The sequence below is a fragment of the Chitinophaga arvensicola genome (genome assembly GCF_900110835.1).
Classification (GTDB): domain Bacteria; phylum Bacteroidota; class Bacteroidia; order Chitinophagales; family Chitinophagaceae; genus Chitinophaga; species Chitinophaga arvensicola.
Genome location: NZ_FOJG01000001.1, coordinates 3120649 through 3146365, shown reverse-complemented (window position 1 = coordinate 3146365; position 25717 = coordinate 3120649). Strand labels below are relative to the sequence as shown.

At 46.9% G+C, this 25717-nt stretch carries 21 protein-coding genes and 2 tRNA genes; 11 read left to right on the top strand and 12 right to left on the bottom strand.

Annotated elements, in window-relative coordinates; all coding sequences use genetic code 11:
• Positions 1-24: 24 nt before the first annotated feature.
• From BMW79_RS13050 to sppA, 5 genes are all read right to left on the bottom strand, one after another.
• Positions 25-519, bottom strand: coding sequence for a DUF2911 domain-containing protein (locus BMW79_RS13050; RefSeq protein ID WP_089895366.1), 495 nt, complete (start codon positions 517-519; stop codon positions 25-27).
• 103 nt (positions 520-622) lie between these two features.
• A complete protein-coding gene (locus BMW79_RS13045) occupies positions 623-1153 on the bottom strand; it encodes an SRPBCC family protein (RefSeq protein WP_089895364.1) in 531 nt (176 codons plus the stop codon).
• A 16-nt stretch (positions 1154-1169) separates the two neighbouring features.
• Complete coding sequence (locus tag BMW79_RS13040; RefSeq protein ID WP_089895362.1) at positions 1170-1694, bottom strand: SRPBCC family protein; 525 nt, start codon at positions 1692-1694, stop codon at positions 1170-1172.
• A gap of 39 nt (positions 1695-1733) precedes the next feature.
• A complete protein-coding gene (locus BMW79_RS13035) occupies positions 1734-2840 on the bottom strand; it encodes an ABC transporter permease (RefSeq protein WP_089895361.1) in 1107 nt (368 codons plus the stop codon).
• 147 nt (positions 2841-2987) lie between these two features.
• Positions 2988-4742 (bottom strand): signal peptide peptidase SppA, encoded by a 1755-nt coding sequence (sppA, locus tag BMW79_RS13030; protein WP_089895358.1) that lies wholly within the window; start codon positions 4740-4742, stop codon positions 2988-2990.
• A gap of 86 nt (positions 4743-4828) precedes the next feature.
• Between sppA and folK the strand changes: the two genes are divergently transcribed.
• Positions 4829-5320, top strand: coding sequence for a 2-amino-4-hydroxy-6-hydroxymethyldihydropteridine diphosphokinase (gene folK / locus BMW79_RS13025; protein ID WP_089895356.1), 492 nt, complete (start codon positions 4829-4831; stop codon positions 5318-5320).
• Positions 5321-5330: 10 nt separating this feature from the next.
• Positions 5331-5960, top strand: coding sequence for a deoxynucleoside kinase (locus BMW79_RS13020; RefSeq protein ID WP_089895354.1), 630 nt, complete (start codon positions 5331-5333; stop codon positions 5958-5960).
• A 55-nt stretch (positions 5961-6015) separates the two neighbouring features.
• Here BMW79_RS13020 and BMW79_RS13015 read toward each other — a convergent pair whose 3' ends face one another.
• Entirely contained in the window at positions 6016-7254 is a 1239-nt protein-coding gene (locus tag BMW79_RS13015) for a BaiN/RdsA family NAD(P)/FAD-dependent oxidoreductase (RefSeq protein ID WP_089895351.1), read from the bottom strand.
• 121 nt (positions 7255-7375) lie between these two features.
• Between BMW79_RS13015 and BMW79_RS13010 the strand changes: the two genes are divergently transcribed.
• Entirely contained in the window at positions 7376-9832 is a 2457-nt protein-coding gene (locus tag BMW79_RS13010) for an MG2 domain-containing protein (protein ID WP_089895349.1), read from the top strand.
• Positions 9833-9989: 157 nt separating this feature from the next.
• On the opposite strand, the gene BMW79_RS13005 is transcribed toward BMW79_RS13010, so the two are convergent.
• From BMW79_RS13005 to aspA, 3 genes are all read right to left on the bottom strand, one after another.
• The gene (locus tag BMW79_RS13005; RefSeq protein WP_089895347.1) at positions 9990-11153 is read right to left on the bottom strand and encodes a porin; all 1164 of its coding nucleotides are present in this window, start codon (positions 11151-11153) and stop codon (positions 9990-9992) included.
• Between the two features lie 41 nt (positions 11154-11194).
• The gene (locus BMW79_RS13000) at positions 11195-12538 is read right to left on the bottom strand and encodes an anaerobic C4-dicarboxylate transporter family protein (protein WP_218150308.1); all 1344 of its coding nucleotides are present in this window, start codon (positions 12536-12538) and stop codon (positions 11195-11197) included.
• A gap of 142 nt (positions 12539-12680) precedes the next feature.
• Complete coding sequence (gene aspA, locus BMW79_RS12995; protein WP_089895345.1) at positions 12681-14084, bottom strand: aspartate ammonia-lyase; 1404 nt, start codon at positions 14082-14084, stop codon at positions 12681-12683.
• Between the two features lie 136 nt (positions 14085-14220).
• Between aspA and BMW79_RS12990 the strand changes: the two genes are divergently transcribed.
• Positions 14221-15321, top strand: a complete 1101-nt coding sequence (locus tag BMW79_RS12990; protein WP_089895342.1) for a lipase family protein — start codon at positions 14221-14223, stop codon at positions 15319-15321.
• On the opposite strand, the gene BMW79_RS12985 is transcribed toward BMW79_RS12990, so the two are convergent.
• Entirely contained in the window at positions 15318-15860 is a 543-nt protein-coding gene (locus BMW79_RS12985) for a hypothetical protein (RefSeq protein WP_089895340.1), read from the bottom strand. The two genes, BMW79_RS12990 and BMW79_RS12985, sit on opposite strands and share 4 nt — an antisense overlap.
• Before the next feature lie 99 nt (positions 15861-15959).
• Complete coding sequence (locus BMW79_RS12980; RefSeq protein ID WP_089895339.1) at positions 15960-17165, bottom strand: hypothetical protein; 1206 nt, start codon at positions 17163-17165, stop codon at positions 15960-15962.
• 442 nt (positions 17166-17607) lie between these two features.
• On the opposite strand from BMW79_RS12980, the gene BMW79_RS12975 reads away from it, so the two are divergent.
• The 7 genes from BMW79_RS12975 (at position 17608) to BMW79_RS12945 (ending at position 24966) form a co-directional block, all read left to right on the top strand.
• Positions 17608-17681 (top strand) — tRNA-His (locus BMW79_RS12975).
• Positions 17682-17860: 179 nt separating this feature from the next.
• Positions 17861-17934 (top strand) — tRNA-His (locus tag BMW79_RS12970).
• 102 nt (positions 17935-18036) lie between these two features.
• Entirely contained in the window at positions 18037-18288 is a 252-nt protein-coding gene (locus BMW79_RS33875; RefSeq protein ID WP_089895337.1) for a hypothetical protein, read from the top strand.
• Positions 18289-18293: 5 nt separating this feature from the next.
• Entirely contained in the window at positions 18294-18935 is a 642-nt protein-coding gene (locus BMW79_RS12960) for a zeta toxin family protein (RefSeq protein ID WP_177192150.1), read from the top strand.
• Positions 18936-19002: 67 nt separating this feature from the next.
• Entirely contained in the window at positions 19003-19596 is a 594-nt protein-coding gene (locus tag BMW79_RS12955; RefSeq protein WP_089895334.1) for a DUF445 domain-containing protein, read from the top strand.
• A gap of 159 nt (positions 19597-19755) precedes the next feature.
• A complete protein-coding gene (locus BMW79_RS12950) occupies positions 19756-22326 on the top strand; it encodes an outer membrane beta-barrel family protein (RefSeq protein WP_089895332.1) in 2571 nt (856 codons plus the stop codon).
• Between the two features lie 168 nt (positions 22327-22494).
• Positions 22495-24966, top strand: a complete 2472-nt coding sequence (locus BMW79_RS12945) for an outer membrane beta-barrel family protein (RefSeq protein WP_089895329.1) — start codon at positions 22495-22497, stop codon at positions 24964-24966.
• 30 nt (positions 24967-24996) lie between these two features.
• Here BMW79_RS12945 and BMW79_RS12940 read toward each other — a convergent pair whose 3' ends face one another.
• On the bottom strand, positions 24997-25650 hold the full coding sequence (locus BMW79_RS12940; RefSeq protein WP_089896882.1) for a protein-L-isoaspartate(D-aspartate) O-methyltransferase: 654 nt from the start codon (positions 25648-25650) through the stop codon (positions 24997-24999).
• Between the last annotated feature and the right edge of the window lie 67 nt (positions 25651-25717).

Here is a 25717-nt window from a genome sequence, read left to right as displayed (position 1 = left end):
CTGCTGTAAAAAACGGTGCCCGGATTATTTTACCGGTACGGAAACTTTAGTATCGTCCCACTCAAATACCACAGCGTTAGCGGGTAAAGTGAAAGTGAGTTTTTCTGCCGGGGTAGATAATTTCTGGCGGGGAACTTTCACCTGAACTACATCTTCTCCTTTATTCTTATCGTAGTCATAAGCGCCCCACTGTCCCAGTTTACCATTCAGGATAACGGTCCAGGTTTTAGGATCAGGAATAGAGAAGAGCGTGTAAGTACCTGCTTTTACTGGTTTACCACCAAAAACCACATCCTTGCTGAAGGTGATTTCGGTCGCTTCATCCGCGCCGGTACGCCATACTTTACCGAATGGTTCCAGGGTACCAAAAATAACACGGCCATTTTTGGAAGGTTGTCCGTAAACTACTTTAATACCGTTGGCTTCTGCTGTAACGTGAGGGCTTTTACGTGGTTTTTCCTGCGCAAAAACGAGGCTGGTCATGGCCAGAAATAAGGTTGCCAAAAAGAAATGTTTCATTTTTTTAGTTTTTTCTGTAAGAAGTGTTGAGATACTACAACAATTTAAATCATAAAAACCAGTGCAAACAAAACTATTGGATCAATGGTAAAATAACTCCATATTATTTGCCTTCACAAATGCGGCTGAGCTTTGTTAAGCCGCTATCCATGGCAGGTCCGTAGATCCTGTCGGCCACAAATCCTCTCAGCTTCCACCAGGGCAGCATGCCCAGTTTAATTTCCATATGCCAGAAGATCGCGGTGGCTTTTCCATCGGCCGTAGGCTTTAATTCTATACCACCATTTACCGGTCGTACGCTCTTTATATCCAGCAGGTAGTGAATGCCTTTCGCCGGATCGCTGTCGAGTACGGTTACTTTTCCGCTGTTCAGCTTTCCATCCCAGCTATACCAGGCATTTGCACCGGATGGTGGATCTGAATATACGAGGGTGGCGGTGGTATCCGGGCGGGTCCAGGGATTCCAGTTTTCCCAGGCTTTCAGGTTACTGATGTGGGCATATACCGTATCAATGGGCGCATGGATCACACCAGTACGCTCTACTACTGCGGTAGAGGGAAAAACAAGCGACAATCCGAAAATCAAACCGCCTAAAATGATCACACTGATCAGTAATAACTTCAACAAACGCATAACAGATATATTATCATTAAAGGAGGCGCTTCATTTTGTCCAGTCCTTTTTCAAAATCGTTGCCTACCCACTTATCCATCATCAGTCCCATTACTTTCCGGATAGGATGCTGTCCCATATCGCAGGTCATTCCCCAGGTAACCAGGGTACCGGCATCCACCGGATCGAGCCGGAAATAGCCTTTGGCCAGTCCCATTCCCATAAAATCGGTATTGGTGGCGATATACTGATCCGGCCTGGATTCGGTGAGGGTCATATGCCCGGTACCTACGTTCCGGTTGCGGCTTTCCCAACTATAACCCGCGCCGGCGCCGCTTTCCTTTTCCCCGTAGGTAATCTTTATATTGGGGTCCAGGTCGTGCCAGGGAGACCATAGCTCCCAGTTGCGTACTACATTGATCAGGGGAAAAATGCGTTGCGGGGCAGCTGGTATCACCAGTGAGCGTTCCACCTTCACGGTGGAAGACAGGAATAAAGTAAAAATGAAAAGCCCCAGTACAAGGACGATAAAAGCACCCAGAATAATGAAAAAGGCTTGCATCTGACTGGATTTAGATCCTACAAAGCTAACGAAAACGCCTTATTCCCACTTGAATACTTTCACGGCTACCGCATATACGACAACACCCCACAGGGTCAGGATAGCAATATCCCAGCCCACATGCCACAGGTGCAGGCCTTCAAAGGCCACTTTTCTGAGGGCATCGATGAGGTAGGTCAGCGGCATAATCTTACAGATCGGCTGTAACCAACCGGGGAAGGAATCTATCGGGAAAAAGGTACCTGCCAGCAGGAATTGTGGCAGTGTAACAATGTTGGCCAACGGCGGAATAGTGCTCTCATTTTTAGCCAGGCTGCTTACCACAAAGCCAAAGCCCATGAAAACCAGCAGACCGAATACAGACAACACCAGCATTTCCAGGAAGGTAGCAAAACCATGCACCAGGGTAAAGCCAAAAGCAAAATGTCCGAGGGCAATGATCACCACAGAACTGATCAGCTGGAAGATCATCCGGCTGAGGGCTTCCGCCAATACAATATAGGTACGCTTGATAGGTGTAGCAAAGAAACGTTTGAGCACCAGCGTCTGGCGCATATTATAGAACAGGAAAGCGGTACCGAATACGGCGGCGCTCATAAGGGCAAAGCCCAGCTGTCCGGGTAAAATAAAATCGATGGTCTTAAATTCGCGGCCAGGTACTTCCGTCTGGGTGAAAGTGGCTACCGTAGGACGTTTATAGGTTTCATCGTCCAGTTTACCGGCAATGCTTTTCAGCACGGACATCAAAGTCACCTTTTTAGCCGCATCAGAAGCGGTGGAAGTCCGGATATTAATATCGTATGCCGTTACATGGTCTGCCCCTTCTTTAGGCACAATATTCAGAATAGCTACCAGGCGGCCTTTCTTCAGATCGTCTTCCATTTCGGCTGCCGGCTGATCGGTTACCAGTTTGAGGGTACCGGCATGTGCCAGTTCCTGGTAATACTTGCTGGTGATATCCGTGCGGCGGTCTACCCCTACCTTTACGGACACCGTGCTTTTACCGATAAACCCAAACACCAGGATAAATACCAGCGGGAAACCTAAGCTAAACACTACAGCGGAAGGACTGCGGAAAATTCCCCTTAAACTTCCTTTTGTAATGGCCAGCATGGCCCTCAACTGACTGTACTTCGCTCCATTCATCTGATTCTGCTATTTTAAAAACCGGCGGTAAAACTACAACGTTTTTCCAGCTTTTAGCTTTTACTTTCCCGTATTCACCAAAAAAGCAGCGGAAAAAGTGGCATTTCCACCCTTTCCGCTGCTTTCTTATGGTATATTAAAAACTACTTAAAAGTTATACTTAAAAGGCATTCTTGCCTGGATATCGCCATGTAACTGCTGTACTTCTTTGATCTGCTGGTACATGTCGTAGTTTACACCCAGTTCTTTCTTTACCAGTTTCGCGCTTACATCGGCGCCAAAGGTCTTCATCAGTTTGCTGAGCGGGTCTTTTACTTCCGGGTACTCCCTTAAGCGGTACTCTGATATCTTCGCCAGGCGTGCAGCGCAGGCCAGGGCTTCGTTGATACCACCGATACGGTCTACCAGACCCAGTTCTTTTGCCTGGATACCGCTCCATACATGCCCCTGGGCAATGCTGTCTACCACCGCCAGGTTCAGCTTTCTGCCCGCAGCTACGCGTGATTTAAAGGATGCATAGGTGCTGTCCACCCCGTTCTGGATAAAACGCTTCTCTGCTTCATTCAGCGGACGGCCTACAGAACCCAGGTCTGCATAAGGTGCTGTTTTCACCGCGTCGAAGGTAACGCCCACTTTATTTTTGAAGAAGTCCTGCATATTGAACATTACGCCAAACACACCGATAGAACCCGTTAAGGTATTAGGTTCTGCAAAAATGCTGTCGGCCATACAGGAGATGTAATAACCACCGGAAGCGGCATAATCACCCATAGACACTACTACCGGTTTCACTTTTTTGGCCAGCGACAGTTCGCGCCAGATCACTTCTGATGCCAGGGCGCTGCCTCCACCTGAATTCACACGAAATACGATGGCTTTGATGTCTTTATCTTCGCGTACTTTACGGATTTCGCGGATATAGTTTTCGCTGGCAATGGTATTATCCCGGTCAGATTCTCCGCCGATGATATCTCCCTGTGCATAGATGATGGCAATTCTGCCTTCTCCGCTGCCGGGCGACAGTTCTGTGCCGCTGTTATATTTTCCGAGAGTGACCAGGTTCACCTTGTCATCGCCTTTTACGCCTGTTTTGCTTTTCAGTTCAGCCACTACTTCATCATCATATTTCAGACCATCTACCAGCTTATATTTCAGGGCGTCTGCCGGTTCCTGGATCAGGTTTTCGTTGGCATAGCCATGTAGAGTGGCGGTATCAATACTACGGGTACTGCTGATACCTGTCAGGAAGTTGCCGTACAGTTCACCGAGAAACTGGGTGGTCTGGATGCGGTTGGCTTCTGTCATCTGGGTTTCGCGCAGTGGCTCTGTAGCGCTTTTGAATTTTCCGCAGTAAAAGATTTCAGGTTTGATTTCGAGTTTATCGAGGGTACCTTTCAGGAACATTACCTGGCTGGCAAAACCGGTAAAGTCTACCCCGCCTTTAGGGTTCAGGTATACTTTATCTGCTGCACTGGCGAGGTAATAGGCATTCTGGTCCATCACTTCGCCATAGGCTACTACAAACTTTTTGGACTTCCGGAAGCGGAGAATGGCATTACGCAATTCTTCTGTGCTGGCGAAGCCATTGGGGTTACCATTTACTTTCAGGTAGATGCCTTTGATGTTATCATCACCGGCAGCATTGTTGATCAGGCGAACGGTCTGGAATAATCCGGGTACCTCTCCAGGCTCGTTGTTCATCAGGGCGCCGAGCGGGTTAACGAGCTTCTGCTCATTGTAAGTTTGCCCTGTTTCGAGTACCAGTACGCCATTAGGGGCTATTGCTACCTTCTCTGAGGAGCTGAGGGCCTTTCCTATCATGAACACTACTATGAATAAACATAGCAGGGAAAATGCTACAAATGCCAGGAAAGCGGCCAGGAAAACTTTGAAGAAACGCATACTTTTTGGTTAAGATGAAACTGAGGTGGAAAGATACATTTTTTCAAAAATAAGGAATATGGCTACTTTTGGGGCTCGAAATATACATGAATACAGCAATATTACTTATAGGTGGCAATTTAGGTGATCGTACCGGGAACCTGCAAAAGGCGGTACAATTGATTGCTGAAAACGCCGGAGAGGTGCTACAGACCTCCGCCTTGTACCAGACCGCTCCCTGGGGAGCCGTGGATCAACCAGACTACCTGAACCAGGGAGTGGAGATCCGCACATCATTGGATGCACTAACGTTATTGCATACACTTTTGGAGATAGAAAGAAAGATTGGCCGTATCCGGCAGGAAAAATGGGGCTCCCGGGTTATCGATATAGACCTGATCTTCTTTAACGGTGAGGTTCATTCCCTTGCGGAGTTGAAGGTACCACATCCACGTATGCACTTACGGCAATTTGTACTGGTTCCTTTACTGGAAATCGTACCGGATTATGTACACCCGGTATTGCATAAAACTGTCCGGGAACTGGCTGCCAGCACACCCGACACACTTCCGGTAAGCCGTTACCGGCATTCACTTTAAACATTACTTCATGCACTATAAATTTATTACGGTAGAAGGAAACATCGGCGCCGGGAAAACAACACTGGCCAATATGCTGGCCAAACACTTCTCTGCAAAACTGATCCTCGAAGAATTTGCCGACAATCCGTTTCTGCCGCTTTTTTATGACCGCCCCCAGCAATACGCTTTCCCGCTGGAACTGTTCTTTATGGCGGAACGCTATAAGCAACTGAAAGAAATGCTGCAATCGCAGGACCTTTTCAGCAATGTGATTATTTCTGATTACCTCTTTATCAAAAGCCTGCTGTTTGCCAAAATTAATCTCCCGGAAGAAGAATATTCCCTGTACCAGAAGTTATTCGATATTATCAACCCGCAACTGGTACAACCTGAACTGCTGATCTTCCTCAATGCACCGGTCAACAAGCTCCAGGAAAACATCCGTCACCGCAATCGCTCCTATGAGCAGCAGATCCCGGACGAATACCTGCTGAATGTACATGATACCTACATGCAGTATATCAAACAGCACCCGGTACGTACCCTCGTGGTAGATACCACCAAAGTAGATTTTCTCCGGCAGCCGGAAGATTTTGAGCATTTGCTGGAAGCACTGGAAAAAGAGTATGCGCCAGGGGTTCACTACCTCAAGCTGTAACCTATAAAAAGGGAAGGCAGACCAATGGTCTGCCTTCCCTTTTATACGATCCTTATTATGCTGATTTTTGTGCAATTGCTTTAGCAGCCACAAAACCACTGGTCCATGCGTGCTGGAAATTAAACCCTCCGGTGATACCGTCCACATCCATCACTTCCCCGGCAAAATACAAATCGGGTACTATTCGGCTCTCCATGGTGGCCGGGTCTATTTCGCTGAGGGTAATACCTCCGCAGGTCACAAATTCTTCCTTGAAAGTAGTTTTCCCTTTTACCGGAAATTCCATGCTCACCAGTAATTTCATCAGGCGGTTCTGGTCTTTCGCCGGCAGATCTGCCCAGCGCATTTCTTCGGTAACACCTACCTGTAGCAGCAGGAACTGCCACAGGCGCTGTGGCAGGCTGAATGGATTTTTATTATATAATTTCTGTTTGCCTAGTTCTAAACGCAGGTTGGGCCAGTCTTCCCGCAGGGTATTCTCGTTATAATCCGGCAGCCAGTTCACAATGGCGGTGAAGGTATATTGCATTTGCTGCAATTCTCTCGCACCCCAGGCCGACAAACGCAGCACTGCAGGACCGCTCATGCCCCAGTGGGTGATCAGCAGCGGCCCCTGCTCCAACAATTTGGTGCCTGCCACTTTTACCTGTGCGGTAGTGGCTACGCCCATCAGGCTGGTAATGGGATTACCCGGCATATTAAAGGTAAACAGGGACGGCGCCGGTGGCACAACGGTATGACCGCTCTGTTCCAGCCAGGCAAATTTTCCAGCCTGCGCATAACCACCTGCAGCGATGCAGAGGTAGTCGGCCTTAAGTGCAGGTCCCTGCTGTAGTTCCAGCTGCCAGCGGCCGTCGCTGCCCTTTTTAAAGGCAGTCACTTCGGTATTAGTCCGGATATTCAAATGGTATTTATCTGCTTCCCGCAGGAGGCAGTCGATGATCGTCTGGGAATTATCTGTTACCGGAAACATTCGACCGTCATCTTCCGCTTTGAGCTTCACGCCTCTTTCCCCAAACCAGGAGATGGTATCGGGAACAAAGAACCTGGAAAACGATTTTTTTACAAAATTCTGTCCACGGGGATAGCGTTTAGCCATGTACGTAATATCGGGGGCGTTGTGGGTTACGTTGCACCGGCCGCCGCCACTTACTTTTACCTTTGATAACAGCTTACCTGTTTTTTCGAGTAGTATTACCTCCAGCTGCGGACATAAGCGGGCCGCGTTTACCGCACAAAAAAAACCGGCAGCACCGCCACCAGCAACCACTAAACGTTTCTGTCCTGAACTCATTAAAATCTTGTTAAAACCGTCGCTTGACCACGCAATAATAACAAACCTGCCGTAATCTTACTGATTAATCTTCCAAAGTTTATATTTTTGACATATATTATACCCGCTCAAACTATATTGCATGCAATCGTACCTGAAGAAAAAGCGACGTTACCTGAAATGGATGATACCAGCCGTGATGTTAACCGGCGCAATGAGTGCACTGGCTATATTTCCACATCCGAATGACTGGTCCGACCGCATCATAAAAGCATTGCAGACCCATAGCAGCCGCTTCCCGGCTGAAAAAGTGTATCTGCATCTCGACAAAGATTACTACGCCGCAGGAGAAACCATCTGGTTCAAAGCATATATCACCCTGCAGGGCATGCCCTCCACTTCGGCCACCAACCTTTACGTAGAACTGCTGGACAAGAATAATAACATTGTACAGAAGAAACTGTTTGCCGCAGGTAATGCCGGCGCACCGGGTAATTTCGACCTGCCCGAAACGCAGAAGCCCGGCGTATACCAGCTCCGTGCCTATACTGCCTGGATGCTCAATTTCGATCCCGCATTCACCTATAACCGGAACATAGAAATTTTTGATCCGGCAAAGAAAACACAGGCAGACGCCGACAGCGTTACCACTCCCGACTTTGCCGTACAGTTTTTCCCCGAAGGCGGTAACCTCATCGTGGGGCAGCCAAACGTAGTGGCTTTTAAAGCCATCGACAACAACGGCTATCCCATTGAAGTATCCGGTACCGTAAAAAACAGTAAAGGTGTAACCGTTCCCCTTAAAAGCATTCACGATGGTATGGGTACCATCGACATCACCCCTGCCGATGCACAGGATGCATTCCAGGCCGTGGTGAAAAGCGCAAAAGGACAAACGAAAACCATTGCCCTGCCGGCAGCCGTTGCCACAGGCGCATCCCTGAAAGTATTCAATAAAGGCAACCGCATCTTCTACCAGGCCGTTCCCGGAAATGTAACGGATACTTCTTTCAATGATCTCGTGATTATCGCACAGATGGGCGGACAACTGGTGTATAAAGCAAACCTCGATATCGGTGAAGGCCGTATCAGCGGCTTTATCCCCGCAGATCATCTTCCTTCCGGTATCATCCAGATCACCCTCTTCGCTAAATCCGGTCAGCCGCTGGCAGAAAGGCTTGCCTTCGTCCGCAAAAATGACCTGATGCAGATGGATGTACTGGATGCCGACACCCACAAGGAACCCAGGGCAAAAAATGCCATTGAACTGAGGTTACCGGATACCATGCAAACCAACATCTCCATGTCTATTACAGATGCAGATGCTGTACCGGTAGATAAAAATTCCAATAATATCATCTCTACCTTCCTGCTCACCTCCGACCTGAAAGGCTATATCTACAATCCATCCTGGTATTTCCGCAATGAGGCGGATTCTACGCTCAAAGGGCTGGACCTGATCATGCTCACCAACGGATGGAGACGTTTCAGCTGGGAAAAGATCCTCAATAACGAATTCCCTGAAATCAGGTTCCCTTATGAGCAGGGACTGCTAATGAAAGGATTGGCCACCATGCTCAATGGCCGCCCGATGCCTACCGGTAAACTGGATATGATTATCCGTCTCCCGATAGACAGCTCCTCCATGTTTGCCTCTACCCCGATCAATGATAAGGGACAGTTTGAAATGGCGAACATGGTATTCCCGGATACGGCATATATCTACTACCAGGGAAATGATCTCGTGAAAAAAGGCGTAGATGTGAATGTGAAATTCGACAATCACTTCTTTGAACGTCCTACCCAGGTTAAAATTCCTTATCCACTGAGGGTACCACCGGCAGTGGATAACAATGCGCTGAAGCAATTCCTGGCCAATGCGTCGGAAGGTAATAAGGTAAACCGCTCTATCAATAACAAAACGGTGTACCTCAAAGAAGTAAACGTAGATGCGAAGAAAGTAAAACCGGAAGAAACCACCGACAAACGCTATGCTTCCGGCATGTTCTCCGGTGGTGATGGTTACTCTTTTGACCTCACCAAGGAAACACCGATTGCACTAAACGTATTCCAATACCTGCAATCCAAAGTGGCGGGTCTGCAGATCACCGGCGATTATAACAATCCATCACTCTCCTGGCGCGGTGGCGCACCGGGGTTATATCTGAATGAAATGCAGTCGGACGTGAGTATGATCAGCACACTCTCCATCCAGGATATTGCGTACATCAAAGTATTCCGTCCTCCATTTATGGGCGGCGCAGGCGGCGCAAATGGCGCCATTGCGGTATACACCAAAAAAGGTGGCGACAATACACCGAAAAATGATCCGAGCATCCGTGGTTTCAAACTGTATAAAAAAGCAGGCTACCAGATAGTAAAACAATTCTATTCTCCTGATTATTCAGTAAAGAAAGAAGTACATGCACTACCTGATAAACGCCTCACCCTTTACTGGAATCCAAACGTAGCGATCGATACCCTGACGCATACCGCCAGAGTCGAGTTCTACAACAATGACTTTACCAAACGTTTTCGTTTAGTCGTGGAAGGTATTGGTGAAGACGGCAGTGTAGGCCGCCTGGAGCAGGAGTTCTAGGTGAAGGGAGCGCCGCTGGCATTTGTCTTGCCGCTCCTGCCTTTTGTTGCTAAATATTTCGGGGAGATAAAAGCGGATAAATTCGCTTCTATCTCCCCGGATCTTTTAAACCAGATGATCATCAAATAAGGATTGGGCTGGTGCCGGAGGCGTACTCCTACAATATCAGCAGCGGCGTTACAATCCCTACAGAGAAACGGTAATTATCATTGTTCACCATTCCCAACGCCGTTTTCGCATAATCGGTGTAACGGTATATCCTGCCGATCATATTCGCATATACTTTCAGGTTCACACTTTTTAACGGGTACACTTCTACGCCGGGAATATATCCCCAGGCAGTCCGCAGCTTTTTATCTTTATTGGGATCGGGGTTGCCATCCCAGTAAGCATAGTCCACCATCCCGGTAAAGGCCAGGTGTACAATGCGGCTGATCTGCAGATCGGCGCTTAACCAATGACTCATATACCGCACCCCCTGCACGGCCTTTTTATCGGCCGTAAAGCTACTCACAATCATTTTGCGATCCAGGTTCTCCAGGCTCAGTTTAAAGTCGTACTGCAGCCGGAAACGGCCTAAAGACAACTGGTTACCCAACGCGATGTAATTCATATACTGGCTCGTCGCTTCTTTAAAAACACTGTAAGACCAGATGGTGCTGAACTTACCGTCAAACATATTACCCCGCCAGTTAACTACGGCAGCAAAAGGAAACTTGCTTTCATTGATGCCGGGGATGGAATCATATAGTTCTTCGAAAGTTTTGGTGCGGCTGTTCAACAGCTGGAAAGTAAATTCATGATTTTTGCTGGCCATAAAGCCAACACCGGCGCCGGTCAGGAAGTTATCCGCATATTCAATTATGTCGGAGTATTCATAAATGTCGATGGGGTTGGCATCGAATTCATAACCGCCCCAGTCGGCGCACAATTTACCTGCGTAGATCTTCCACTTTTCATTTGGATCGAAACGCAGGAAAGCCAGATCAGTAGAACGGCTCAGGTTATCGACCGATTGGGTCACCGGGTCGCGGGTATAGCGATCGCGGAAACGGAAATACAGCTTATCAGCGACCTTTCCTTTGATCTCCAGCCGGAACTGTTCATTCACAAACCGCGACCCCGTGTAGGTGCCGTTTTCGAAGTCATTCCGGAAAGCAAAGCGCATGTTCGCGATTACATCCACATTATTGAGCAACGATTGTTTCGGGACCGGTATCAGCGGGGTGTGCAGCGTATCATTGGCGGCTTCCTGCTGTTGTGCAGTTGCAGTAAATGTGCACAGCAGTGCACCCACCATGAGCAATTTGCGGATATGCATAATTGTTAGATTTCGGAAGTTAAAATATGCGGTAACCGATGCTACCACAATATCCCAGCCAGCAGGAACCCGACGGCTACAGAAACACTGACACTGACCAGACCGGGGATCATAAAGCTATGGTTCACCAGATACTTACCTATATGGGTACTGCCGGTACGGTCGAAATTGATAGCAGCCAGCAGGGTAGGATATCCGGGTAATACAAAATCGCCGTTCACCGCAGGGAACATGGCCACCAGGTGGGGCGGAATAATGCCGAGTGATAAGCCCAGCGGCATCAGTGCTTTGGTAGTGGCAGCCTGACTGAACAACAGGATACTGAGCAGGAACAATGCGATGGCAAATGTCCAGGGAGCAGAGCGCACCATATCGCCCAGGGTATGTTCAATGACAGCGGTATTTGTTTGCATAAAAGTGGCGCTCATCCATACCACGCCAAAGATAGATACTACGGCCTGTGCACCGGAAGTAAACAAAGAGGCTTTTGCCACAGAGGCGGCGGATGTTTTACACAACAGCATGATAGCAGCGGCGGCGGCCAGCATTACCAGTTCTATAATGGCCGACATTTTAATACGCCCGGCAGCATCTACCGCCAGGTTACTGAGGCCTTCCCCAAAAGAGGGTAACATATCCGGGAAAGCACCCACCAGCACGATGAGCAGCACCGCCAATCCAAAGATCAGCACCGAAGTTTTGGCGCCGGGTTGCAAGGGCGCCTGTGCCGCTTCTGTATCTGCATTAATGCTTTTGGCAAATTCGGGATCTTTCATTTTCTCCAGGAACAGCGGATCTTTATCGAGGTCCTTCCCCTGCTTCCAGCAGACGGCGACTCCTGCCAATGTACCCACCAGCGTGGCGGGAATACACACTTTCAGGATTTCCAGCAATTCCACTTTACCGCTTAATATAGTAAGAATAGCTGCGGTAGCGGCCGAAATAGGGCTGGCCGTAATCGCCAGGTGGGAAGCAATTACAGAAATGCTCAGGGCTCTTTCAGGGCGTATTCTTTTTTTGGTAGATACTTCTGCGATAATGGGTAAAAGGGAATACGTAATATGCGCGGTACCGGCAAACAGGGTAAACATATACGTTACCAGCGGGCCGAGCAATACAATCAATGCGGGTTTACTTCTCAGGATCTTTTCTGCCAGTCGTACCAGGTAATCCATACCACCGGCTGCTTGCAGGGTAGCGGCAGTAGTCACCACTGCCAGGATGATCAGCATCACATCAATCGGCGGATCTGCAGGGCGCATCCGGAAAAGAAAGATATAGATAGCCAGCGCCACCATACCCATCACACCAAGTCCGATACCTTTCATGCGGGCACCAACAAGAATAGCGGCTAATAAAACAGCAAATTGTAACCAGATAATCATAAGTAGATAGTATAGCTCAAGAGGTGAATAACCGGCAAAATATATCCTGTCTTATGCTTCCTGCTGCGAGGCTGCAGCAGTGAGTTTGCAAGGGTATCACTGCTTACCGGAAGTTTTTATTCCCGGTAAGCAGTGACGATTTTTATTGAATAAACTGGGGTCTGATCAGGTTGTCGAAAGTGAAGATTTCATCCCACTTTTCCTGGGTTACCCACTTCTTTTCTTTTACGGCCAGATCGTGAACGGACTTGCCTGTTTCCAGTGCTTCCCGGGCGATGGCAGAACATTTCTCATACCCGATGATCGGATTGAGTTGTGTTACGATACCGATGCTCTGCATCACCATTTCCTTTGTACGGTCTGCATTGGCGGTGATACCTACTACACATTTATCTTTCAGGGTGGTGCAGGCGTTGCTCATATAAGTAATGGAAGTAAACAGCGCGAAAGCAATGGTTGGTTCCATTACATTGAGTTGCAGCTGTCCTGCCTCTGCAGCCATAGTCACCATCAGATCGGCGCCGATCACATAGAAGGCGGTCTGGTTCACCACTTCCGGAATTACCGGGTTTACTTTACCTGGCATAATAGAAGAGCCGGGTTGCATGGGAGGCAGGTTAATTTCGTTCAGCCCTGTGCGTGGTCCGGAAGAAAGCAATCTAAGGTCGTTACATATTTTAGATACCTTGATGGCGGTACGTTTCAATACGCCGGACAATTGCACATAAGCACCTGTATCTACGGTTGCTTCAATCAGGTCTGCTGCCAGTATCAGATCAAGACCGGTGATAGCGGCCAGGTGTTTGGTCACCAGTTCTGAATACCCTTGTGGTGCATTCACACCGGTACCAATAGCAGTGGCGCCCATATTGATTTCAGAGATCAGCCGTTTGCTTTCTTCTACCCTGGATAATTCTTCATGGAGGGTAGTGGCGAAAGCTTTAAACTCATCTCCCATGCTCATGGGCACGGCATCCTGTAACTGGGTGCGGCCCATTTTCAATACATTCTTGAACTCCTCTCCTTTTGCCGCAAAAGCATTCCCCAGTTCATTCAGGGTTTGTTTGTAGCCGGTGAGTTTATTGATCAGCGCAATGCGGAAAGCGGTAGGATAGGCATCATTGGTCGACTGCGAGCAGTTGACATGATTGTTGGGATGGCAAAATTCGTATTCTCCTTTTTGTTTGCCCATCATTTCCAACGCCACGTTGGCAATTACTTCATTGGCATTCATATTCACGGAAGTACCTGCACCGCCCTGAATCAGGTCGCTGAGGAACTGATCATCGAATTCTCCTGCAATTACGCGATCAGATGCTTTGATGATGTATTCCGCGATGTTTTTGTCCAGTACGCCCAGGTCACGGTTGGCCATGGCGGCGCCTTTTTTCACATAGCCAAGCGCCTGAACAAAGATAGGTTCCACCTTCAGCGGAATACCGGTAATATGAAAGTTTTCTATTGCACGCAGGGTTTGAATACCGTAATAGACGTCATGTGGTATTTCTTTTTCACCGAGGAAATCGTGCTCAATTCTCTTTGCCATATTTAAACTAATTTAGGCTTGAAAGTTAAACGCATTTACAACAATGAAACCAGATGAATTGTTTTGTTTTATCTTAAAGTGCGGCAGTTTTATTACTATTCATTTGTAATTGGTCATCTATAATTTGTATTTCTCTATGGGGTTCCGTATTTCACTGTTCTGTTGTCTATTTTTATTTTGGGGAAGTAATCAATGTGGTGCCCAGCATCTTTTACCGGAATTTAACCCTTCAGAATACAGTGAGCTGCTGAAACTGGCAGAGCGGATGGGCGATACCCCCTGGACCAAAGTAAAAAGCAATCCTCCCAGGGATATGGAATTGGTGTACCGGGGCGCAGTAGCGGGACTGGAAAACCGTTGGGATCTCTGGAAAAGAAAAGACAATGTAGGTATTATTGTGATCCGTGGCACCAATGGTACCGCCACTTCCTGGCTGGAAAATTTCTATGCCGGTATGATACCTGCGCAGGGTACCGTGAAGTTAAACGACAGCACCAGTGTTCCCTATAAAGTGGCGGAAGATCCCCGGGCCTATGTACATGCCGGCTGGATGCTGGCAGTAGCAGCCATGGGACCGGAGATCATCAGGACCATTAACGAATACTATCAGCAAGGTATACACGAATACATCATTTTCGGGCATAGTCAGGGTGGCGCCATCTGCTTTTTGCTGCGCTCCTGGCTGGCGTATGAAACAGCATTACCCAAGGACATTGTTTTTAAAACCTATGCCAGTGCAGCGCCGAAACCGGGTAACCTGTATTATGCATACGACTTTGATTTTATCAGTCGCGGTGGCTGGGGGCTACGTGTGGTGAACGCGCGCGACTGGGTGCCGGAAACGCCTTTCTCCCTGCAGACATCCAGGGATTTCAATACGCTGAGTCCTTTTACAAATATAAAAGGTGCATTTAAAGAACAGAAATGGCCGCTGCGGGGAGCGCTGAAATATATCTACGGTCGCCTGGATCGGCCCTCCAAAAGGGCGTCCAGGCGTATGCAACGGATATTGGGGAACCTGGCTTACAAGCGGGTAAAAAAGATACTGCCGGAGTATAAGCGGCCTGATTTTGTAACCAGTCACAATTATACCCCGGCAGGAACGCCGGTTATTTTATACCCGGTGAAAGGCTATGATCAATTATTTCCGTCCACCAGCAAAAATGTTTTCCTGCATCATATGCTGGAACCTTACAGATGGGAGCTGGAACAGATCTATCATATAGATACCAATTAATCGTTACCGCTTTTCTCCCCGGTGAACCAGTGTTCCTTGTCTCTGAATAATACGTTGAAAGTAGTCAGGGAACCATAGATACGCGTGATGTATTGCTGCATGTTCACCTTCTCTTCATCGGTGAGTACTTTATGGCTGTTGATGTTTTGTTCCAGTACCCGCAGGCGGTCGCGCAGCATCACTATTTTATGAAAGAAAGTATCAATCGGCAGTTCTTTTGCCTTGAGGGTAGTATCGCCCGGCTGGAGTACGAGGGTACCGCCTTTCCAGCGGTCGCCCAATGGCACTACCTCTGTGATACCGCCCCAGAGGCGCAGGATCTTTAGCAGCGAAGTTTCCACATCAGACGCTGTTTCCACTTCTGCTGTTGCGTTTTCCGCTACCAGTACCTCAAACAGGGGATCAGTTTTATCGATCATTTTAATACCATGATCCATGAAGGTAACGCGGTACTGGGCGTACTTAACAGCCACAATAACACCGGGGCCAAAATGTGCGTGCTGTACCCTGGAGCCAACACCGAGCGTAAGTTCTTCCATCTCTTTTTCCTCAAACTTAATAATTCTCTCTTAAAAGAGAAAGGGAGATAAAAGTGATGTACTCACTTCTATCTCCCTTTAATTACATCTAACCTGATCCTATTCTTTTACTTTATTCAGGAAGTAAGACAACTTGAACAGCAGCTCATCCTGCAGGCCTGCGCGCAGTTTGGCTTCCTCATCGGTAATGCCTAAACGACGGAGGCGCTGGTAGTATACATAAGAGCCACCTATCAGTTCCAGGCATTCCTGGATTTTACGTTTTACTTCTGCTTCCTTGGTTCTTTTTTCAAATTCTTTTTTGGTAAGGATTTTATCCACGAAGTAGAAGTGATCTTTATCTTCCACCCATTTATTTCCTTCCCTGTGCTGAGGTTTATATACTTCGAGATAGCAATTATCCAGTTTCAGCACATCTCCGAATTCGGCGCGTATATCTATGACCGTAGGTTTTTCTGCGGCCGGATTAGCTAATCGTTTTTTGATATGATTGCTGATTTCTACGCCCAGTTCGTCGCTGCTCATGAGGATCTGGTTTAGCTCTGAAAACTCCAGGCTGATAGTGATGCGGGCATATCCCCTGCCGCTTTTTATTTTACCAAACAGGCTGGGGGTGGTTTGTTCATCGAAAATGATATCTTCCACCTGTACTTTAGTGATGGTTTTATAGTTGGGGGTATAACCATCTTCCAGTGGGGTGGCGCGTTTATTCACCAGCCTGGACGGTTCCTGGCGGCGGGTAAACTGGATAAATTCGTCGATGAAGCGTAACTCCTGTTTTTTCAGTTTGGCGTACAGTTCGTGGGTAGTGTGATTGTGTATTTTACTAAGCAGCATCAGGTCGTTCCAGCTGTCGAAATGCTGCATCTTTTTCAGTTCATCGAGGATATCACCGGCGGCCATATTGCGACGGTAAAACAGCTCGCTGATGAGAAACAGCGCGTATTCCTGGGCAGGGTACCCGATTTCGGGCAACACATCGTATGCGCTCCGTTTCTGTTCCCGGGCGCCTTCGAGCAGATCAATATCCGACATCACGGGGGCCAGTAGGTATTTACGTGCAGCAGTACGTAGTTTCTTGCTCACATAATCCAGCAACTGGTCACTTACATGGCCATGGTGCACAAAATCATGCAGTATCTGCACAAAACGCCGGGATGTAGGCAATCCGAATTGTGAAAGAATATCATTTTCCATGTCCAGCACGTCCTCAAAACCAGGCTCCTCCTTTCCAGGCTTCACCCGTTGGTCCATTTGCTGGTAACGCTGATAGTACTCCTGTAACTTCAGTTTTAGCTGATCCATAATGTATATACAATTAAATATTAAATACTTAGTTTTCTCCTGATAGATAGTAGAAATAAGGAATCTGTTAAATATTTCCTGTCTTGGTTAACTAATCCGGACTAAACGGCATTAAACCACCTGAAAGCAGGGGTCTCTGTGATGCCATAAAATAACATCCTACTGATTATCAGTCAATTATAAAAATGGGAATGGAATGGGAAAGTGCGCAAAGATACACCTTTTCCGGAAGTAACAATAGAGGTGCTTGTTAATGATGACTGCCCGGAACATTAACAAATGAAGCCGATGATAATATGAACAGATTGTCAATTCATTTGAATACTAAGTGCCATATATAACCTGTTGAAATTTTTTTATTCAAAGTATTTGGAATTTAAAAATAGTTTCGCTTATCTTTGCACTCCCAACAACGGAATAACACACAAATAAAGATAAAACGGTGGTTGTAGCTCAGTTGGTTAGAGCATCAGATTGTGGTTCTGAGGGTCGAGGGTTCGAAACCCTTCAATCACCCAAAAAGTAAAAAAGGCTTCTGTAAAAAGAAGCCTTTTTTTATTTCCGGAAGTGTGGATTATTTCGGTATACCCACCCGTCTGTTTAAACTGATTTTTCCACCCCGCAAAAAATTTCTTGGTGGAATAAAAGATTCTCTTATATTTGCACTCCCAAAAACGGGGTAACCGTTGAACATGGTGGTTGTAGCTCAGTTGGTTAGAGCATCAGATTGTGGTTCTGAGGGTCGGGGGTTCGAGACCCCTCAATCACCCTAAAAAGGGAAAAGGCTTCTGTAAAAGGAAGCCTTTTTTATTTGTAAGCAGAACGTCTCGCTTCTTTTATTTAAATTTGAATACATAAAAAATTTCAGTCTATGAGGCCATTGACAGACATAGAAAAAAGAGCGCAGACAGCTGTTAAGAAGCTTCGAAACGAAACCCTACAACAGGGTAATCCCTTTATGATTTATAATAAAAATCTTCCAGTCGGTAAATATTATATGGAATATCCTGATGGAAAGATCAAAATTGTATCCGTTTCCCGAAAGCTGAATGATTTCGTTATTGAAAGCGAATTGACAAAACAACAGGCAGATCAGATCAGAAGCAGACTTAACTCCAAATAAAGCAAGTGCCAACGCTATATATCATTGCTGGCTCCAATGGAGCAGGTAAATCCTCTGCAGGCCCCGATTTGTTACCCACGGCATTAATTGATAAACATGCACCTTTTGACGGCGATAAACTAAAATCAGTCAAACAACTGGAATTCCGTAACCAACTACGTTGCTCTTATAAGGAAGCCGGGAAGTTGGCAGATGAATTCGTGGATAAAACATTCGAAACACAATATAAATCAGCCCTTGCACAAAATGAGGATTTTGTATACGAGGGACATTTCACAGAAGAAGAAAGCTGGACATTAATTGGTCTGTTTAAAAAAGCAGGTTACCAGGTAAATATGCTGTTTATGGGATTAGCAACTCTCGAAGTTTCCCAGGATAGAGTTTTTAAACGCGCAATGAATGGAGGGCATAACGTACCTATATACGAAATTGAAAAAAATTACTATGGCAATCTTTATAAACTAAATCAACATTTTGATCTGATAGATGAACTAATTATTCTTGATTCTTCTGAAGAGCTGGTATTACATCTTGCAACAAAAAAAGGAAATACGCTGGTCTTTCACATCTCCCCTACAGAAATACCGCAATGGTTCAGCAAAGGACTCCCCGATTTATTTAAGCAAGGAACGTTCACAGAGATGTAAACACTTTCAAAAAACCATTTAATTTTTGCGCCCCGAATTTCTACATTTGTGAAAATCAATTCATTCCATGATATTTTTTCTCCCCCTCATTGCTGCTGTCATTGGATGGCTACTCAATAGCCTCGCTGTTAACCTGCTGTTCCGCCCCTATCAACCCGTAAAACTCGGTTTTATCACTTTACAGGGACTATTCCCCAAAAAACAACCGCAACTCGCCCGCAGCATCGGTACACTGGTAGCAAAACAATTCTCCCTGGAAGATATTAAAAACAAACTCGCTGATCCGGCACAGGTGCAAAAGATCATTCCATTGGTAGAAACGCACCTGGATAGTTTTTTACGGGAGAGACTTCCCAAAGCGATGCCGGTACTCTCCATGTTTATCGGCGATAGCATCGTGAACCAGATCAAAACACACCTGGTGGCGGAATTGGATACCCTGTTCCCCGTCCTGATCCGTCAATACCTCGATAATGTAGCACAGGACCTGAACCTGGAGCACCTGGTGGCACAAAAAATTACCGGCATCTCCGCAGCACAACTGGAAACCATTACCCAGGACCTGCTCCGGAAAGAACTACGCAGTTTCAAATTACTCGGCGCCATCAGCGGATTGATTACCGGATTAATTTGTATGGGCATCTCCCTCTTAAACGGTTAAAAGTCAACTCTGTTAACTACTGTTAAGACCTCTTAGCGCTCATTTTTGCGATTTCCTGCGGGGAATCATTCCACTCATCACAATCTCAAACCATTCATACCAGTACCCCGATACATTTGTCCTTATCTGAGAAGAAAGTCCGGATAAAAAACAATAAGGATGAAGAAATGCTACGCAGTACTTGCTGGTATACTCCTGTGGCAGGTACACACCTCCGCACAGGCGCCCGGATCAACGGCTCCCAGGCAGGGACAGGGACAAGGACAAAACGGAAGGCCAAACATGCCCCAGATCGGCCATCTATACGGCAAACTGGTGGATGCCAAAACCGGAAAGGGTATTGAATATGCCTCCGTTACCTTATTAAGACAAAAAGATTCTTCACTGGTAACCGGCATGCTCACCAAATCCAACGGTGATTTCAGCCTGGAAAACCTCCCCTTTGGCCCGGTGATATTACGGGTCAATTTTATGGGCTATACCTCCATGCAAAAGAAGGTATTGATTACCCCGCAAACAACCGATCAGGATCTTGGTAACATCAAAATGCAGCAGAATGTAAAAACCCTGCAAAGCGTAGAGATCACCGGGCAGAAAAGTGCTTTTGCCATGGGTATCGATAAGAAAATATTTAACGTAGACAGAAATCTCAGCAGCGTTGGCGGTACCGCACAGGACGTACTGAAAAGCGTACCATCTGTAAATGTGGACCTCGATGGTAACGTGACCGTACGTAATGCTTCTCCCAACATTTTTGTAGATGGAAAACCTTCTACCCTCACCCTGGATCAGATTCCGGCAGATGCCATTGAAAGTATTGAACTGGTCACCAATCCATCTGCGAAATATGACGCAGAAGGAATGTCCGGCATTCTGAATATTGTGTTGAAGAAAAACCGCAAAGCCGGCTTCAATGGCGCCGTAAACGCGGGTATCGGTACCGGCAACAAATACAATGGCGGCGGTAACATCAATATCCGTCAGGGTAAGTTCAACGTATTTGCCAACTATAACATCAACGCCAACCAAAACTGGGCAGATGGTACCACCAGCAGAAGCAATTTCCGCAACGGTACCAAATCAGATACCAGCTACCTCTTCCAGAACAGTAACAGTACCAGTAAACCACTGTTCCAGTTCGGACGCTTCGGCCTTGATTACATGCTCGACAACCGCAATACCATCTCCCTCTCACAAAATATCGTGGCCGGAGATTTCAAAAATAACGAAGACCTGCTCAGCACCTTCTCCGATAAAACACATGCAGTGACCGGCCTCAGTAATCGTTTGAACAATAACGATTTCAGCTTCCGTAACTACACCACAGCACTCAGTTTCAAACATACCTTTGCCAAACCCAACCAGGAATGGACAGCTGATGTAAACTATAACAAGAGCAACAACAGCCGCAACGGTGATTATATCACCCAGGCGCAAAACGCACTGGGACAGCCTTTGGGACAATCGCTGCTGCAAAACAATACCACTTCCGGCAAAACCACTTTCGTCACTTTCCAGACAGATTACACCAATCCCATCGGAAAGAACGGTAAGCTGGAAGTAGGCGCCAAAGCCACTTTGCGGGATTATACCAGCTTGTATAACGTGTACGATAAAGATACCATCAGTGGTGCGTTTGTCAACAACCCGCTGCTGTCGAACAACTACAAATACAACGAAGAAATATACGCCGGCTACGCCAACTTCGCCAATACCATCGGTAACTTCGGCTATCAGGCAGGATTACGCGTAGAACAATATGTGTATGCAGGAGAAAATGGAGGAACAAAGTACAAGCCGACGAAAGCGGTACCAGGATTATATCCCAGCCTCTTCCTCTCCCAGAAATTAAAACACGACCAGGAACTGCAGCTGAACTATTCACGCAGGGTAAACCGGCCTAACTTCTTCCAGCTGATTCCTTACCGCGATTACAGTGATCCGCAGAATCAGCGCGAAGGGAATCCTAACCTGAAACCGGAATACACCAACAGCTTTGAGTTTTCCTATGTAAAAAACTGGGGCAACAATAACTTCCTCGGTAGTGTATATTTCAGGAATACCAATAACATGATTTCCACCATCAGCACGCCCATCGGTGCAGATACACTGCTGACACAGTTTATCAACGCCAACAGAAGCAATTCCTATGGCGCGGAACTGACCATGAAAAACCAGATCGTGAAAGGATGGGATCTTACCAGTAACGTGAACTTCTATCAGACAGATATGAAAGTAAACGCTAATGGTCAAAACTATGATAACAATGGTTTCAGCTGGTTTGCTAAAATAAATTCAGAAACAAAATTGCCAGCCAACTTCACCGTGCAGGTAAATGCCACTTACCAGGCGCCTACGATTGCACTGCCAGCCTCCAGCGGTGGTGGCGGCCGTGGTGGTGGCGGCGGCGGATTCAACCAGATCCCTTCTTCCGCACTCGGCACTATCAAAGGCTTCAGTACGGTAGATGTGGCAGTAAAAAAAGACTTCCTGAAAAGCAAGGCCGCGTCGGTTACACTCAGCCTATCGGATATCTTCAATACCCGCCAGTATGAGTTAAACCAGGCATCTCCGGAGTTTGCGCAGGACTATATCCGTAAACGTGAGTCGAGAGTACTGAAACTTAACTTCAGCTACCGCTTCGGAAAATTCGATGCTTCCCTGTTTAAAAAGAAAAAGAGAGATAGCGGAAACGACCAGCAGATGGGTGATCCCATGCAGAGTTTCTAAACGATACTAAAGAAGGTGAATGCAAACCACAGGCCGGTTAGTAGTGCTACAGCACTCTGCCGGCCATGTTTTTTTAGCTACCACTCATCATATTTCGTGAACGTTTAAGCATACGCCTATTACTTTTATAGTGTTGTTGTATCATTATTAAAGTTGCTAAATCCACGCATGCGAAATTTTTTCTCACTCATGGTCGTGTTGTTTGTTGCGTCATATAACGTCAACGCACAAACGCCCATCCCCACTTCTCTGAAAGTTACAGGTAAGGTAACAGATATTGTTACTCATAAACCTATCGAATATGCTTCTGTTGTATTACTGAAACAGGAAGATTCTTCTATGGTAACAGGTGCGTATACCACACCGGCAGGACTTTTTTCACTCAATAATATTATTCCCGGCATCTATGTAGTACGCATTACCTTCATGGGTTATGAGAAGCTGGAAAAAGCAGTACGCGTAACCGAAGGGAAAAATACCTTCGCCGGCGTACTCGGCCTCCAGTCGGCAGGAAAAGTATTAAACGCGGTAGAAATCAAAGCAGAAAAACCCGCCTTCTCCATGCAGATAGACCGGCAGGTATTTGACGCCGGCAACATGATCAATGCGGAAGGTGGTACGGGAACGGATATACTGAAAAATATTCCAAGTGTAGATGTGGATATCGATGATAACATCACGCTACGTGGTAAAAGCGTGACCATTTATGTGGATGGTAAGCCCTCTCCCTTCGGAGATGCCAAAACAGCGCTGCAGATGATTCCCGCAGAAAGCATCGACCGGGTGGAAGTGATCAATAATCCCTCTGCCAAATTTGAAGCAAACGGTAGCGGTGGTATTATCAACATCGTACTGAAAAAAGACAAAGCCATCGGTTACAACGTGATGTTCAATGTAGGCGGTGCCACCCGTGGAGAAGGCTTCGGCAGCGCCAATGCCAGCCTCCGCCTGAAACGCTTTAATTTCTTCGGTAACTATAATGGCCGTTACGAACAGGTAAATGGCAGTGGTAACAGCACACGCCAGAACCTCATCGCAGATAGCAGCAATACCTGGTTCTTCTCCCAGAAAAGTAAAAACGAAAACAGGAATACCAACAACGGTGCACGCCTGGGATTTGATTACTTCCTGGATGATCACAATACCTTCACCATCTCCCAGGGGCTGAATTTCAATAACAACCATAATGGAGACAACATCCTGCTGGATTACATGGATCAGAAAAGGGAGTCGCTACGCCATGGCGACCGGAACAACAGCAGTTTCAATAACAGCAATAACAATAACACCAACATCAGCTACAAACGCACTTTCGACAAGCCCAACCAGGAGCTGACCGCTTACGCCAGCTACAGCAAAAATGGCAGCAACAGCGGAAGCGACTATAATACCCAATACCACTACGCCGGGGTAGATACCCTACCGAATGCCGACAGGCAAAGCAACAAAGGGAATAATGGTAACCGCTTCTGGAATATACAATCCGACTATACTTCTCCCATGGGGAAGAAAGGTAAGCTGGAAGCCGGTGTGAAAGCCACGCTGCGCCATATCGACAACGACTATATTGCCACGCTGTACGACTGGAACCAAAAGGATTACATGATCAGTCCGGATCTCTCCAACCAGTATAACTATGAAGAAGATATTTATGCAGGATATGTGAATTACGCCAACGCACTCGGTAACCTTGGCTACCAGGTGGGCGTCCGTGCCGAGCAGTCGCAGTTAAAAGGCTATTCCTTCACGAAAGACACCACGGTGAATAACCGCTTCTTTAACCTGTTTCCCAGCGTGTTCCTGAAATACAACATGCCGAAGAACCAGAACCAGAGCCTGGTATTCAACTATTCCACGCGTATAGACCGGCCTAATTTTGATCAGTTACTACCGTATATCAATAACTCCGATCCGCAAAACATCCGGGTAGGTAACCCGGAACTGCAACCGGCGCTGTCGAATAAGTTTGAACTGAGCTACTCCGTGTATTATCCCAAATCCAATAATTACCTGAGTACCAGTACCTACTACGCGCAAACAAACGACAACATCGATCGTATCAGTACCCTGGACACTATTTCCGGCGTTACCACCACCAAACCCATGAACCTGGCCACCCAGCAGAATATGGGCGGTAATGTGTCGTATAGCCTGAATCTCACTAAATGGTGGAAGATCTGGGCGAACCTGAACATAGAATACAGCAAACTGACGAGTATTGCGGTAAATAACGAAAACTTCAGCTATGGCCTGAACGGAAACACCCAATTTCGTTTACCCGGCAAGTTTAGTATTGAATTAGGCGGGCATTTCCGCTCACCACGCATCCAGCCGCAGGGAACGTTTAAGGCCATGAACGGCATGGATCTGGGAATACGCAAGGAGTTCCTGAAAACCAAAGCACTGGTAGTAGCGCTGAACGTATCGGATCTGCTGAATACACAACAGTTCAGTTCCCACTACGAAACAGCTACCTTTATCCAGGACTACGACCGGAAAAGGGCCACGCGCTTTATCCGTCTGAATATACGGTACCGCTTTGGCAAAATGGATCCTAACCTCTTCAAGAAAAAGAAACCGCAGGAAGAAGAAGAGAAACCCGAAGAAGAAAAGCCTAAAGAAGGAGGCGGAAGGTTATAAAAGAAGTACAGGGGCTCCAGGGCCCCTGTTTTATTTTTTCCCGGCCAGCATCGGCACAAAGGAGAAGTTGTCGAACAGTTCCTGCTCGTTCTCTGTTTCACTGATTTTGGTGATGCGCAACATACGCTGCACATCCTGTCCGCCAACAGGAATTACCATTTTACCCCCGATTTTCATCTGCTGCAGCAGCTTTTCAGGGATATGCGGCGCTGCGGCAGTTACCAGCACCTTGTCGAAAGGCGCATAGGTAGACAGGCCCTCATAGCCATCTCCATAAAAGAACCGGAGATTAGGGTACTGGGCTTTAAAAGGAAAGGTTTTTACCTGGTCAAACAGCTTGCGTTGTCTTTCTATGGTAAATACATTGGCTTTCAGTTCGGCCAGCACGCAGGCCTGATAGGCGCTACCAGTACCAATTTCCAACACTTTCTCATAAGGTTTTATTTCCAGCAGCTGGGTCTGGTAAGCCACCGTATAAGGTTGTGAAATGGTTTGGCCCTCCCCGATAGGAAAAGCCCGGTCGTCGTACGCTATACTTTCAAAAGCCGTGTCCAGGAAGAAATGCCGGGGAATATTACCAATAGCCGCCAGTACGTTTTCATCGGTGATGCCTTTCTGACGGATACTATCAACTAACTGTTTGCGTAATCCTTTTTGTTTATAAGTATCTTCATACCGCCTCATGGCCGCAAAATTAACCATTACAGACGATTTTCAATGTTTTTTGGAAGGTGTAATTTCCCACATTCAT